This is a genomic window from Qipengyuania marincola (assembly GCF_029688625.1).
Lineage (GTDB): Bacteria > Pseudomonadota > Alphaproteobacteria > Sphingomonadales > Sphingomonadaceae > Qipengyuania.
On the sequence record NZ_JARULC010000003.1, the window covers coordinates 810895 to 824736 of the forward strand.

General features: G+C 62.2%; 13 protein-coding genes and 1 tRNA gene. 5 read left to right on the forward strand and 9 right to left on the reverse strand.

Going from position 1 to position 13842, the window contains the following annotated elements; translation table 11 throughout:
* The first annotated feature begins 34 nt into the window (after positions 1 to 34).
* Positions 35 to 1153 carry a DNA polymerase IV gene (gene dinB / locus P8Q88_RS13865; protein ID WP_278324419.1) on the forward strand — a complete coding sequence of 373 codons (1119 nt, stop codon included), beginning with the start codon at positions 35 to 37 and terminating at the stop codon, positions 1151 to 1153.
* On the opposite strand, the gene P8Q88_RS13870 is transcribed toward dinB, so the two are convergent.
* From P8Q88_RS13870 to P8Q88_RS13885, 4 genes are all read right to left on the reverse strand, one after another.
* The gene (locus tag P8Q88_RS13870) at positions 1150 to 1620 is read right to left on the reverse strand and encodes an NUDIX domain-containing protein (RefSeq protein ID WP_278324420.1); all 471 of its coding nucleotides are present in this window, start codon (positions 1618 to 1620) and stop codon (positions 1150 to 1152) included. The two genes, dinB and P8Q88_RS13870, sit on opposite strands and share 4 nt — an antisense overlap.
* Complete coding sequence (locus tag P8Q88_RS13875) at positions 1608 to 2228, reverse strand: 6-phosphogluconolactonase (RefSeq protein ID WP_278324421.1); 621 nt, start codon at positions 2226 to 2228, stop codon at positions 1608 to 1610. Before P8Q88_RS13875 ends, P8Q88_RS13870 begins: the two co-directional genes overlap by 13 nt.
* 77 nt (positions 2229 to 2305) lie before the next feature.
* Positions 2306 to 2767: a Dps family protein gene (locus P8Q88_RS13880; protein WP_278324422.1), complete on the reverse strand. Its 462-nt coding sequence runs from the start codon at positions 2765 to 2767 to the stop codon at positions 2306 to 2308.
* Between the two features lie 88 nt (positions 2768 to 2855).
* A complete protein-coding gene (locus P8Q88_RS13885) occupies positions 2856 to 3419 on the reverse strand; it encodes a TMEM165/GDT1 family protein (protein WP_278324423.1) in 564 nt (187 codons plus the stop codon).
* Between the two features lie 79 nt (positions 3420 to 3498).
* Here P8Q88_RS13885 and P8Q88_RS13890 point away from each other — a divergent pair, with 79 nt between their 5' ends.
* Complete coding sequence (locus tag P8Q88_RS13890) at positions 3499 to 4293, forward strand: SDR family oxidoreductase (protein WP_278324424.1); 795 nt, start codon at positions 3499 to 3501, stop codon at positions 4291 to 4293.
* 4 nt (positions 4294 to 4297) lie between these two features.
* On the opposite strand, the gene P8Q88_RS13895 is transcribed toward P8Q88_RS13890, so the two are convergent.
* The 3 genes from P8Q88_RS13895 to P8Q88_RS13905 form a co-directional block, all read right to left on the reverse strand.
* A complete protein-coding gene (locus P8Q88_RS13895; protein ID WP_278324425.1) occupies positions 4298 to 4546 on the reverse strand; it encodes a DUF6356 family protein in 249 nt (82 codons plus the stop codon).
* A 12-nt stretch (positions 4547 to 4558) separates the two neighbouring features.
* Complete coding sequence (locus P8Q88_RS13900; protein ID WP_278324426.1) at positions 4559 to 5638, reverse strand: YeiH family protein; 1080 nt, start codon at positions 5636 to 5638, stop codon at positions 4559 to 4561.
* A gap of 193 nt (positions 5639 to 5831) precedes the next feature.
* The gene (locus P8Q88_RS13905) at positions 5832 to 7559 is read right to left on the reverse strand and encodes a YadA C-terminal domain-containing protein (RefSeq protein WP_278324427.1); all 1728 of its coding nucleotides are present in this window, start codon (positions 7557 to 7559) and stop codon (positions 5832 to 5834) included.
* A 243-nt stretch (positions 7560 to 7802) separates the two neighbouring features.
* Here P8Q88_RS13905 and P8Q88_RS13910 point away from each other — a divergent pair, with 243 nt between their 5' ends.
* Positions 7803 to 8066, forward strand: a complete 264-nt coding sequence (locus P8Q88_RS13910) for a winged helix DNA-binding protein (RefSeq protein ID WP_278324428.1) — start codon at positions 7803 to 7805, stop codon at positions 8064 to 8066.
* A 208-nt stretch (positions 8067 to 8274) separates the two neighbouring features.
* On the opposite strand, the gene P8Q88_RS13915 is transcribed toward P8Q88_RS13910, so the two are convergent.
* Positions 8275 to 8348 (reverse strand) — tRNA-Gly (locus tag P8Q88_RS13915).
* Between the two features lie 112 nt (positions 8349 to 8460).
* The gene (locus tag P8Q88_RS13920; RefSeq protein ID WP_278324429.1) at positions 8461 to 10905 is read right to left on the reverse strand and encodes a TonB-dependent receptor; all 2445 of its coding nucleotides are present in this window, start codon (positions 10903 to 10905) and stop codon (positions 8461 to 8463) included.
* A 90-nt stretch (positions 10906 to 10995) separates the two neighbouring features.
* Between P8Q88_RS13920 and P8Q88_RS13925 the strand changes: the two genes are divergently transcribed.
* Positions 10996 to 12549, forward strand: a complete 1554-nt coding sequence (locus tag P8Q88_RS13925) for a tetratricopeptide repeat-containing sulfotransferase family protein (protein ID WP_278324430.1) — start codon at positions 10996 to 10998, stop codon at positions 12547 to 12549.
* A 70-nt stretch (positions 12550 to 12619) separates the two neighbouring features.
* On the forward strand, positions 12620 to 13834 hold the full coding sequence (locus P8Q88_RS13930) for a DUF819 family protein (RefSeq protein WP_278324431.1): 1215 nt from the start codon (positions 12620 to 12622) through the stop codon (positions 13832 to 13834).
* The last annotated feature ends 8 nt before the right edge of the window (positions 13835 to 13842 follow it).

A 13842-nucleotide genomic window follows, 5' to 3' on the forward strand; every position in this document is an offset into this window, starting at 1 on the left:
GCTTTGCAACCCATGCGCCTATCTATCGCGAGCCATGGCCGACCAGACCGACACCGACGATGACACCGAGGCGGATGGCCTCAGGAAGATCATCCACGTCGATATGGACGCCTTCTTTGCCAGCGTGGAGCAGCGCGACAACCCGGAACTGCTTGGCAAGCCGGTCGCGGTCGGCGGATCGAGTGGACGCGGCGTGGTGGCGGCTGCGAGCTACGAGGCACGCAAGTTCGGCGTGCGCAGCGCGATGCCTTCGGTCACCGCCAAGCGCCTGTGCCCCGACCTCGTCTTCGTGAAGAGCCGCTTCGATGCCTATCGAGAGGTCAGCCAGCAGATCCGCGCGATCTTCCGCCATCACACCGATCTGGTCGAGCCGCTCAGCCTCGACGAAGCCTATCTCGATGTTACCGAGGACAAGCTCGGCATCGGCAGCGCCACCCGCATCGCCGAGCTCATACGGCAGGAGATACGCGCCAAGATCAGGCTGACGGCCAGCGCCGGTGTGAGCTACAACAAGTTTCTCGCAAAGATCGCCAGCGATCAGAACAAGCCTGATGGCCTGTGCGTGATCCGCCCTGGCGAAGGTGCCGATTTCGTCGCCGGGCTGCCCATCCGGCGTTTCCACGGTGTCGGCCCCAAGGGGGCGGAGAAGATGGCGCGCCTGGGGATCGAGACCGGCGGCGACCTGGCCGGAAAGGATATCGAGTGGCTCCGCGCCCATTTCGGCAGTTTTGCCGATTATCTCTATCGTGCGGCGCGCGGCATCGATCTGCGGCCCGTGCGCTCCAGCCGCATCCGAAAATCGGTCGGCGGCGAGCGCACCTTCAGCCGCGACCTGTCTTCAGGCAGCGAACTGCGCGAGACGATGGAGGACATCATCGACATCGTCTGGGGCTATATCGAGCGAGCCGAGGCGAAAGGCCGCACGGTCACGCTGAAGTTGAAATACAACGATTTCACCATCTTCAGCCGCGCCAGGACGGTCGAAAAGCCGATTGCCAGCAAGGACGAATTCGCGACGATCGGTCGCACGCTCCTGGAAGAGGTCCTGCCGCTGCCAATGCCGATCCGGCTGATGGGGCTGACCCTTTCGAAGCTCGAACACAAGGATGCGGCGCCCGCCTCCCGGCCCGACGCGCAGCTCAACCTGCTCTAGCCGCGGCGATCCTGCCACATGGCGAGCCGCCGACGCGTTGCGCCAGACAGGGGCTCGGGCAGCGAATGGGTCGGGAAGAAACGGGCATCGATCACCTCGCGCCCGTCCGGCCGCGGCATTTCATCGACCACGCCTGAAAACACATAGGCTGTGTGTGGGGCATCGGACAGAGTCTCATCCACCTCGCCAAGGAAGCGTAGGCCTTCGATGCCGCATCCGATCTCCTCCCGCAATTCGCGACGCGCCCCTTGTTCGGGCAGTTCCTTGCGCTTCAGTCCACCACCGGGAAGATACCAGCCCGGCGGCCCATAGCTGTGCCGGACGAGCAGCACCTGCCCTTCGAGATCGTGCGCGATCACGCAGACTCCGCGACCCGTCACCCCGCGCAGCTTGCGCCATCTGTGCCGTACGCGATACGCCACGCGCAGCGCGGCGCGATAGAGCGGATCAGGTATCAGGCGAAGCATGTCACCGGTTGTCGCGCAGCGCCGAGCAGGCGTGCCACCGGCAAATCGCTGTCTCCCGCCTGCGCAGCATCGAATACGGCTCGCTTGTCCTCGCCCCGCATGACGAACACGATCCTGTCGCTGTTCAGCAGCGACGGCAGGGTCAGGCTGATACGGTCGAACGGGGTTTCGGGAGGCAGTGGGTCGGGGGTGAGGCGCAGAATGGCCCGCTCTTCGTCCACCTGGGGATCGGTGTTGGGAAAGAGCGAGGCAATGTGGCCGTCAGCGCCCATGCCGAGCCAGGCGATGTCGAACGCCGGCACGGCCTCCATCACCGACAGGGTTACGACCTCGGCACCTGCCGGCTCGAACAGTGCGCGCAGCTTGCCCGTGTTTGACGCCGCGTGATCTTCGGCCACGATGCGATCATCGTTCGGCCAAATCACAAGGCGGGCCCAGTCGAGGTCGGCCTGGAGCATGCGCTCGATGATCGGAAAGGGGGTCGATCCGCCCGGAACGGTGATTGTCACCGGCCCTTCCCGCTGTTCCAGCACTGCGCCAATCTCGCGCACGAACCAGGCCGCGATGGTCGCATCGTCGGCATTCTCGATCAGGGTAACGTCAGCCATGGCGCCCTCAATACACGAAGGCCGCCCGCGCCCAAGAGCGCAAGCGGCCAGTCGCATGTTTTTGCTTCAGACGACGATTATTTCGAGGTCTGGTTGAGGAACCAGATGCGCTCTTCGCACTGGTCGATCCAGTCATCAACGATGCCGCTGGTGGCATTGTCGCCGACATCTTCGGCCGCCTCCTTCACTTCGCCGAGCCGCTTGTGCAGCAGGCGGTTGTCGTCGCGCAGTTCTGCGACCATCGCATCTGCGGTCAAGGTGACATCGTCCTGATCCTTGATGCGTGTTTCCGACTGCACCATGCCGATCGAGGTCAGCGTGTACTCGTCGTTCTTGCGCACCCGCTCGCCAAGGTCGTCGACCGTTCCGATCAATTGGGCGGCCTGTTCATCGAACAAGACATGCAGGTCGCGAAAGCGTGGGCCTGCGACGTGCCAGTGAAAGTTCTTCGTCTTGAAATAGAGCGCCATCGTATCCGCAAGCGCGCCATTAAGCGCGGTTACGAGACCGGCTTTTGCGTTGTCGCCGAGTTCGGCCATGATAAAATCCCTTTCGTATCAGATCTCAATCACTCAACGGGCGGTCGGCAAATCGGTTTCTTGATCTTCGGCTCAGACAGCAATCGATTTAATCGATCAATCCTCTGGCCGAGAGACCGAGCCATATCGCCAAGACCAGCAGAATCACTGCGAGGAGCAGCCGGATCATGCGAAGCGGCAATCGAGCCGTCAGCTGCGCCCCCATTGTCCATCCCATGGCGACGGCGGCCGACCCCCCGATTGCGCCTCCGATCCCGGCGAGTTCCGGCGAAGCAAAGGCGGCAGCGAATGCCGCGATCAAAAAACGCGAGGCGTCGGTAAGCTGACGGAGGAACAGCACGATGGCGATCGCGCCAAGCGAGCGGGTCGGTTCCCTGGCCTCCCTTACCCGGTTCGGCCAGGCGCACTCGGCGGCGGCCAGCAGCATGGCCAGTGCCACGAACATGGTCGCGGCATCGGCCGAGAGCTGTGATGCAAGGGTATTCCCGAACCAGGCGGCGATTGCCGCGGTCGCCATGGCGCTGACGATCGCGATGGCCAGCAAGCCGTTCGACGGGCCGAGATGCGCGCGCAGCGCCGCGACGAGCAGCTGGTCGCGCGCTCCGGTCGCCGCGAGAAAACTTGCGACCATGGCAAACAGGAAGGATGACACGGCGTAAGGGCTCCTCTGGCTCGCGCTCATCGCATGCGATAGCACGGTCGTGCATCAGGCAAAGGGTTAGGAGTTCGAGATGAAACTGGACCAGGGCATGGCAGCAGTGGTCACCGGCGGGGCATCAGGCCTCGGCAAGGCGAGCGCGACCGCGCTGGCGGAGGCGGGACTCAAGGTGGCCATCTTCGACGTCAATGACGAGGCCGGGCAAGCGCATGCACAAGCGATCGGCGGCACCTTCGTGCATGTGGACATAACCGACGAACAATCCGTGATCGATGGCTTCGTCCAGGCCCGCGAAGCCCATGGTCAGGAACGCGTCACCGTCCACTGCGCGATGGCCAGCAGGCGTGGCAAGACACTCGGCTGGGACAAGGAAAAAGGGCGCTACGCCCGCCTTTCGACCGACGATTATGAATTCGGAGCGCATGGCATTCTGGTCTCGTCCTATCGCATCGCGAGCCATTCTGCGCTGGGAATGGCGAATAGCGAGCCATTGAATGAGGATGGGGAGCGCGGATGCATCACGTTGACGGCCAGCGTAGCTGCGCAGGACGGTCAAATCGGGCAGGTGATCTACGGCAGCTGCAAGGCTGGCGTGAACGGTCTGGTCCTGCCTATGGCGCGTGATTTGATGGATATCGGCATCCGGGTGAATTCGGTCATGCCGGGCATTTTCGCAACGCCGCTGATGCTTGGCATGAAGGATCGCAATCCGCAGATGTGGGACCAGCTCAACGCCAGCGTTCCCTTTCCCAAGCGGCTTGGCCACCCGGAAGAGTTCGCCTCGCTGATCCTCGAGATCGCCCGCAACGGTTACATCAACGGTCACCAGTTCCGGCTGGACGGCGCCATACGCATGCCGCCTCGGTGACAGGCTAGATACACCAGTCCTTCTGCTGGCCCTTGGGGGCTTTGCCATCGAACTTCTCGCGACCGTGCAGCATTTCGGCGGACAGGCGCTTTACCGCCTTGCTCCCGGTCGCCTTGCACCAGAAGGGAAACACCCCGTGGACGATGCAGGCGAGCCCCGCGACCATCAAACGGCCGCCAAAGCGGGACGCGCTGACCAGATGTTCGCCATAGCTTTCGCCGATGGAATGCGGATGGTCGGTGAAAATGGACATGGTCGGATATCCTTAAGCGGGAACGACGAGACGCGCTGCCGCGAGCGCGAGAAGGAACGCGACGAGGCTTGACCCTATCACAGGAACGAAGGATCGCCAGCCGGCGGTCAGGATGGCGGACAGATCCGCTTTCATCGCCGCCGCGGTGATGGCGAGCAACAGGCAGAAGCTCGCCATCTCGAGACCCCAGGCCGACAGCGCTGGCGGCAGGTCGACAAGGCTGTTCACGGCGCATACGGCCGCAAAGGCAAGGATGAACCAGGGTATCCGTTTGGTCAGCGACAGCGTTTGTCCGGCTCGGGGCTCCGCGCCACTGCTGGCGCGTCCGAGAACGAGCCCCGCAAGCAACAGCAGCGGGACCAACAGGGCAACCCGGGACAGCTTGACGAGGGTGGCCACATCCCCCGCCCGTTCCGAGAAGGCAAATCCGCCGCCGATAGCCTGCGCGACGTCGTGGATGCTGGCGCCCATCAGGAAACCGGCCTGGCTATCCGAAAGGCCCGCAAGTGACCCGATGCCGGGATAGGTCAGCAGCGCCAGGGCACTCGCCAGCGTTATGCCGAGCACAACGATCGCGAAGCTCTCCTGGCTTACCCGCTTCGCGCCAATCATGCCCCACAGCGCCAGCGCGGCGGAAATACCGCAGATCGCCGTGGCCCCGCCTGCCAGCAGACCGAAGTGCCAATCCAGCCGGGCGAGCCGGGCAAACAGGATGCCGGTCGCGATCACCGCCGCCATGATTGTAAGCAGGGCGAGAAAGGGAGACAGCCCAAGCGTTGCAACCTCGGCAAAAGTTATGCGCAAGCCGAGCAGTACGATGCCGATGCGAAGCACGCTTTGCGATGCGAAATCGAGCCCGGGAAGCAACCGCGCGTCGGCGCTGGCAAAGTTGAGCGCAAAACCGAGCAGCAAGCCGATGAGGATCGGTGGTGCGCCGTATTGGCCGCTAAGCCAGAGAGCTGCAAACGCAGCGATAGTGACGGGAATGATTCCCGGAAGGATTGCGCGAATTCTGAAGCGGGGTTGCGCGGGCGCGAGTTGAAGTTCGCCATAGAGATCGGCGATCCAATACCCCTCCTTCGCTTTGTCCAATTTGAGCCCCCACGATAACGGACGCGAATGGCTCCGCAGCCTCGCTGCCAGCTCTACGCCAAGATAGGCGCGGGTGGAAGGCAGGGACCTGCGCCCGCCCACGACCGCGTTTCGACGGCACATATAAAAACGTGGCCCGGAGCATTGCTGCCCCGGGCCACGCCGCGATGTAAAAACCTATCGCGAGAGGTTCTTAGAACCCGAAGATCACGCCGACGCGGCCGCCGACCTTGCCGTTCTTGTTGAGGCCGCCGCCGACACCGGCAGTGACTGCAACATTGTTGCTGACGCGGACGCCAACATTGGCTGCGATCGCCTGAGCGCCTTCGTAGAAGCCACCAGACACAGCGAGGTTGAACTTCATGTCCGGCAGGAAGGCCATGCCGCCCATGGCGATGGCGGTTGCCGTCGAGCTCGAGATACGGTCGTCGAAGTCTTCGAGACGCGTTTCGATGGCGCCGACGCGACCCGAAAGCGTGTCGATCTGACCCTGCAGGGCAGCGTCGCCAGCGATACGAGCATTCTCCTCATCGGTGATGCGGCCGAGCAGTTCAGCGTCGGCAGCAGCACGCGTTTCAGCTTCGGCAACGATTGCGTCGGAGTTAGCCGTGATACGCTCGTCATACTCGACAAGGGTTTCTTCGACCACGTCCAGACGCTCGGTGTTCGAAGTCACACGCTCGTCAAGATCGACGATGGCAGCTTCGTTAGCCGTAACGCGACCGTCGAGATCGACGATGGCAGCTTCGTTAGCCGTAACGCGACCATCGAGTTCGACGATAGCGTCTTCGTTTGCGCTGATGCGACCTTCGTGATCGACAAGTGCGGCGATGACCTCGACGTCCGAGTTAGTCTCAGCAGCGCGCGGGTCACCAAGCAGAGCCTGCGAGGCGGCAGCGATCGCAGCGTTCTCGTTTTCTGCAGCGTCAACCAGCACGTCCTGTGCACGGATGAAGGTGTTCTGCACGTCATCGAGACCAGCCAACTGAGCTTCTGCGGCCGTCTGGTTTGCAGTGGCGGTTTCAGCAGCATTGTTGAGGTTGGTCAGGCCGCCTGCATTCGCAGTGAAGCCAGCTTCTTCGATTGCTTCAACGAAGTCGTCGTTCGAGGCGAGCGAAGTGTCGAGATCGGCGAGCGCGTCGGCGAAATCGTCAGCGGCAGTTGCGGTTGCAAGCTGAGCAGCAGCCAGGTCTTCCTGAGCAGCCGTCAGGTTTTCCGAAGCCGTGTTGGCAACAGCCAGAGCTTCAGCGCGCTCTGCCTCGGCGGCAGCCAAGTTCTGCTGGGCTTCTGCGCGAGCCACGAGAGCTTCGTTCAGAGCCTCAAGGTTTTCCTGCGAATCGTCAGCGTCGAATGCAGCCTGAGCAGCATCGACATCGTCCTGCGCATTGGCTGCAGCAACCTGAGCATTCGTAACAGAAGCGTTAGCTTCGGTCAGATCTTCAGCAGCACTATCGAATGCAGCCTGTGCAGCAGTCGCATCTTCTTCAGCAGCTTCCTGAGCAGCCTGAGCAGCAGCCAGATCGGCCTCTTCGGTTTCGACAGCTTCAAAAGCTTCGAGGTTTTCTTCCGTGAGCGTGGCATTCACGGCGGTGACAGCACCGTTGAGAGCTGTGGCCGTTTCAGTTGCCGTAGCGACGTTCTCTTCTGCAGCCTCGACTTCGGCTTCAGTCGGAGCCGAAGTAGCGATCTTCTCTTCGAGATTGTCGTAAGTGCCGTCACCCGAACCGTTGATCTGGAATCCACCTTCGTAGAAACCATCAAAGTCATTCGCTGCCGGATCGTTACACTGGTAATAGCCGTCAGGGAAACGCTCACACGCCTCCTGCGCCGCTGCCGGCGTAGCCGTCAGCGCGATAGCAGCCGTTCCGGCCATAAGACCGACGGCCAGAGCCCCCCGCCCACTGTTGATTTCGAACTTCATTTTATGAACCCCTCGATTGAGTCATCACATCAATTGTTAAACCAGCCCATTACTGGAGCCGGTTGCCGTCGGGGGTATGGCCTTTTCTTAGCGGATGATACAATTATAGTATATACAAGGTATATGCAAAATAAGTGTATCCTTTTTGTTGCGGGTGCTTGCACTAATTAAACCGAAACCGTAGGGCGCGCAGCATATCAACTTCAGAATATTGCGCCGACAGGGGCGGCGCGCAGGGGCAGAATGACGGTGGTTTCCGAGGAATTACAGCGGTTTATCGCTGATTACGACGATCTGGGCATCAACCTTCTAACGGTCGATGGGCGGATCCTGTTATTTCTGCAACAGCGCAAGCAATCGCGTATAAAGGAACTGATGCTCGCATCGGGTTCTTCCTATCGCGGCTTCTATCTCGCGCTCGATCGACTGAAAGAGAAGGGTCTGATTACTTCGGTCATGGACCCTGAAGACAAGCGGGCGCGAATAATTCAGCTAAGCTCCGGCTGACCGGCCCTCACATACGATGAGCCGTTGGCTGGTGCGCTCTGACACGTTCATCGACCTAAGTAATCGCAACCATTGAATTCACGGCGGCAACCTGCCTCGCCGCCCCCGCGCGGGGACGGTTTGCAAGCGGCAATGATCGATCGATTCTGAAGAAACTTGTCGAGCCCCTCCCGCATGCTTCAAGCGGGGCCCTCGCTGCCGGAGGCAGTGGAGCGGGTGAAGGGAATCGAACCCTCGTCGTCAGCTTGGGAAGCTGCTGCTCTACCATTGAGCTACACCCGCGTGCCCGTCGGGCGCCTTTGCCCCAGCGCAGTGCGACGGTCAACGCGGAATGACGGATCAGAAAGGGGCGCCCCGATCCTTTTGGAGGCGCCCCCAATGCGTTTCCGTGTGGTCAGAACTTGCGCGAGGCGCGCAGGCCGATGGTCCGCGGCGGCGCAACGAATGTGCCGTAGGTCCGCACATAGACCGGATCGCCATTGATGTCCGAAACCTCCTGGTCGAACAATGGCGTGCCACGCACGCCGGTCTCCCCGAACTCGTTGAAGACGTTGTTGACGTAGGCCGTGACCGACCAGTCGCCATCGCTCAGATTGACCTGGAAATTATACGTATCGAAGCCAGGCAGCACCAGACCACCCGCGCGGCTGCCGGTACGAGTCAGCACATTGCTGTGCGCCGTCATGCCGTAACTCAGCGTCAGGTTCCACGTATCCGACACAGGCACTTCGTAATCTGCGAAAAAGCTGCCCTGGTGCTTGGGCGAACCCGGCAGGCGGTCGCCAGGCTGCCCATCGACCGGCGTAGTTCCGAAGCCCGGAGGTGTCAGCGCGTTGAGCAGCGAAGGCGACACATCCGTAAGCTCGGCATCGGTATAGCTGTATGCCGCGCGGAAGCTGAGCGCGTCGGTCACCTGCGCCGCTCCATAAAGCTCCACGCCCTTTGACTCAGCGCCCGCTCCATTGATCGTGATCGGCGAGGACCCGTTGATCGTGGCCGAAGCCACCTGCGGGTCGGCCCAGTCGATATAGTAGATCGCACCGTTCAGCGTCAGGCTGCGGCCGAGCCACTGCGTCTTGAAGCCGAGTTCGTAATTGGTGGTCGTGTCGGGCGTGTATTCTTCTTCGTTCGGCAGAGCGCAGATATTCTGCTGCTGTCCGCTGTTGGGATCACACGGCTCCAGCCCGTTGGAATTGCCGATCCGGAAACCCTGGCTGACCGTCGCATAAACCAGGACATCGGGCGTGATCTCGTAAGAGGTGTTGATCTTGTAGAGGAACCCGTCGTCGGACTGGTTGGCGGGTGTGAAATCGAAGATGATCTGATCCTGCGGGTCGCCGAAGAACACCGTGTTGAGCAGTGGCAGGTCGGTCGCGCTCTCCGTTTCCAGCTTGTAGTCGTAATAGCGCCCGCCCAGAGTCACCTGCCATGCATCGGTGATCTGGAACGTCGCCTCGCCGAACACGGCCGCCTCGCGCAGGTCCGCATTGAACGGGGCGATGTACTCGATCGCGTCGGGGCGCAGTTGCACGCCGCCGAATTCATCCACCGCGAACTGGTCGTAACCCGGCGTGAATTCGGTGCTCAGCGAACGGATCTTCTGCTCGTTGTAAAACCCGCCGACGATGATGTTGAACGGGCCGGCGAAATCGGAGACGAAGCGCAGCTCTTGCGTAAAGGTCTCCTCGTCCGTCACTTCCTCGGTGAAAGCGGTGAAATTGGGGAACTGCTCGTAACTGTATTCGAGCGTGATCAGGAGGTCGGTCTGGTCGCGATTGCCGATTTCGTCATAGGTGCTGTAGCCAGTGGCGGAGACGAGGCTGCCGAAACCGAGATCCAGCTCGGCCTCGAGGCTCACCAGCTGCGTTTCGCGGCGGTTGGGTTCGGGCACCCGCAACGCGTTCTCGTAGCGGCCGAGCCGGACCGGGAAACTGTCCAGCCGGAATTGCGAGAACTGGCGGCCGTTGGTGCGGGCGTCCTGATAGTGATAGGTGAGCACCGCATCGAACGTATCCGAGGGATTGAACCGCAGGGCAGCGCGGGCCGAGAGCGTATCGTCGGTGTTGAGATCGCGCAGCGGCGTAAAATTCGCAGCATTGCCGATCGCGTCGGGGTTGACGTTGCCCACTGTGCTGAGCGTCGGCCGACGTGTCACGGCATAGGGATAATCGATGAAGCCGCGATCGTTCGAATAGTCGATCGACCCGCGAAACGCGATGCTGTCGGCAATCGGCACGTTCAGCGTCACTCCGGTGTCGCTGCTGATGCCCTTTCCGGACTTGTAATTGTAGAGATCCGCGCGGATTTCCCCGCCGATTTCGCCCAGTTTCGGCTTGGTCGGAATATAACGGATGGCCCCGCCCAGCGTACCGGCGCCGTATAGCGTGCCCTGAGGGCCCAGCAGGAATTCGACGCGCTCCATATCGTTCAGGCGCAAGTCGACATAGAGCGGGATGTCGCCGACGTAGGTCGCCACCGCGCCGCCGCCGTCGTTATTGCCGTCGAACGAGCCGAGCCCGGTCGCGTTAAGGCCGCGAAAGACGATCGGCGTGCCGGCGCGGTTGCCTTGGTCGAGGATGTAGACGCCCGGGACGGTCGCCGCGACTTCGCGGAGGTTGTCGAGACCCTGCGCCTCCAGCACCTCGGACGTCACGGCAGAGATATTGATCGGTACGTCCTGCACGGTGCCCTCGCGGCGGGTCGCGGTGACGATGATGACGTCCTCGTCACGTTCCTGCGCCTGCGTAGAACCGGTCGCTGGTTGAGCATGCGCTGCCACGGGGATAGAGCTGGCTGCTGCGAGCAAGAGCGCGCGAAATGCGAGATTGGAATTCTGCATAAGATTATTTCCCGTCTATCTCGTCCCCAGCAGCAAACTGATTCATTTTTGTCACAATCGCAATATGGAGGCCCTGTCGCCTGTCGAAAAATGTCACATGTTGATGCAATACGGCAACTGCGCGCCGGCGATCTGAAGGCGGCCTACGACCGCGCGCTCGACCTGTTGGAGCAGGACCGCGAAGATGCGAAGGCGTGGGGCATCATGTCGCTCGTGGCGCTTGAGGGCGGTAATCCGGCCAAGTCGCTCGAGCTTTCGGGCAAGGCGCTGCAATTTGGCGACAGTTCGGCCATCACGCTCGCCGGAAGGGGGCGCGCGCTGCTGGCGACCGGGCGCCAGGACGAGGCGCGCGAGCTCGCGGCAGCACTTTCGCCGCATGGCTGCGAAAGCGCGGTCGAGGCGGATACGCTCGGCGTCATCCTCGCACGCACCGGCTTGCATGCGGAGGCGCTGCCGTTCTTCGAAGCGGCCATTGCCGATCGGCCAGATCACCCGCAATTCCTCTACAATTTCGCGACCTCGCTACAGTTCGTCGGACGGCTGAACGAGGCGCGCGCGGCTTATGAAAAGCTGTTGGCGCTCGCTCCCGGCTTTCACCGCGCCCGCCTCGCCCTCGTGCAACTTCAGGAAAGCAGCGAGCATGATCTCGCTTCGGTCGAGCGGCTGTTCGAAAGCAACGCGTCGGATACCGAGGCTGCCTTGCAACTTGGGCATGCCGCCGCGCGGATCTGCGAAGGCCGAGGGGACCATCGCGAAGCGCTGGCGTGGTTGCATCGCGCCAAGCGCCGCAAGATCGCCGAAGCGCGGCATGATCGCGGCTGGGTAGAGCGGCTGTTTGCGGCCGCGCGCAATGCCCGCGGCGAGGTGGCCGATGCGCCCGCGATGAGAGCAGGGTCTGCGCCGGTTTTCATCGTCGGCATGCCCCGCAGCGGCACGACCCTTGTCGAGCGCATAGCCTCCAGCCATTCGCAGGTCGCGACCGCAGGCGAGTTGCCTGATCTTGCGCTGCTGGCAAAGCGTTCCTCGGGCGTCGACGGACCGCACACGCTGTCTCCGGACGTCCTCGAAGCCACCTTCGACGCGGACTGGATCGGCCAGACGTATCGCGACCGGACAGCGCGGCTGTCGAGGGGGACGGCCCGCCTGATCGACAAGATGCCATTCAACTTCTTCTTCGCCCGCCACGCGCTCGCCAGCCTGCCGGAAGCGCGGGTGATCATGGTGAGGCGCGATCCCCGCGACACGGTGTTCGCCAATTACCGCCAGCTGTTCGCGACCGACTTCGGCTATTACGACTATGCTTACGATCTCGAGGATACGGCGCATTTCGTGGCGCATTTCGCGCGGTTGGCGGACCACTGGCGCGGTGTACTTCCGGCGGCGCGCTACATGGAAATCCACTACGAAGCGCTGATCCGGTCGCAGGAGGAAGAAAGCCGCCGACTTGTCTCGTTCCTCGGTCTCGAATGGGAAGACGCCTGCCTGCAGTTCCACCGCAACGCTGCCCCGGTCGCCACGGCGAGCTCTGTGCAGGTGCGCGCACCGATCCACGCCAAATCTGTCGGGCAATGGCAGCGCTATGGCGAGGACGGCGAGAGGGTCGATGCCGCGCTGCGGCGCTTCGGTGTGGAGCTTCCCGGGTGACAGCATGGCCAATGCCGACCACTCCCGCTAGCAGGCTCGCTTCGGGACATCGGACGGAAACCCAACCATCATGATCAGCGACGATCGCATCATCCTCGGCCTGCTTGCCGCCCTTCTCGCCTTCGTGTTCGCGACGCGCGACCGGCCAGGCTGGCAGCGTTTCTACGTGTTCGTTCCAATCATCCTCGTGTGCTACCTCGCGCCGTCGCTGTTCGTGACGACCGGACTGATCGACACGAGCGAGAGCCAGCTATGGCCCATCGCGAAGGATTATTTCCTGCCCGCCGCGCTGTTCCTGATGACGCTGAGCATCGATATCAAGGGCATCCTCGGCCTCGGCAGCAAGGCGATCATCATGTTCCTGACGGCGACTGTGGGGATCATCCTCGGCGGGCCGCTGGCACTCTGGATCGTGGCCCAATTCGAGCCTTCGGTTATCGGTTCTGGTGACACCGCCGCCTGGCGCGGGTTGGCCACGCTGGCAGGCAGCTGGATCGGCGGCGGCGCAAACCAGACCGCCATGCTCGAGGTCTATGGCTACCCGCTCGAAGGCTTTGCCGCGCTGCTCGCGGTGGACATCATCGTGGCCGAGATCTGGATGATCTTCCTGCTTTACGGCGCCGGAGCGAGCGAGCGGGTCGACCGCTGGCTGGGCGCGGACAGTTCGTCGATCACGAGACTGCAAGAGACCATGCAGGACTATTCCGACAGCATCGAGCGTGTCGCCAAGGCGAATGACTATGTTCTGCTGTTCGGCGTCGCCTTCGCAGTCGTCGGCCTTTCGCACCTGCTCGGCGGATGGCTGGGCGGGGTCTTCGCGGACTTGCAGGGCGAGGATGCGACGCTGGCGAGCAGCTTCTTCTGGGTCGTTGTCGTGTCCACCACCGCGGGCCTGCTCGCCAGTTTCACCCGTGCACGTGAACTTGAAGGTATCGGTGCAAGCAAGTTCGGCGTACTGTTCATCTTCCTGTTGGTGGCGATTATCGGCACGCGCATGGATGTGACCAAGATCATGGACGCGCCCGCTTTCATGGCCATCGGCGCAATCTGGATGCTGTTCCACATTGTCCTGCTGCTCGTAGTCGCGAAGATCATCAAGGCGCCGTTCTTCTTCGTCGCCGTCGGCAGCAAGGCGAATGTGGGCGGCGCGGCCTCGGCGCCGGTGGTGGCCGGAGCGTTCCACCCTGCTCTCGCCCCGGTCGGCGTGCTGCTGGCCGTGCTCGGCTATGCGCTCGGAACTTATGGCGCGATCCTGTGCGCCCAGATGATGGCGGCCGTCGGCTAGACGCAGCC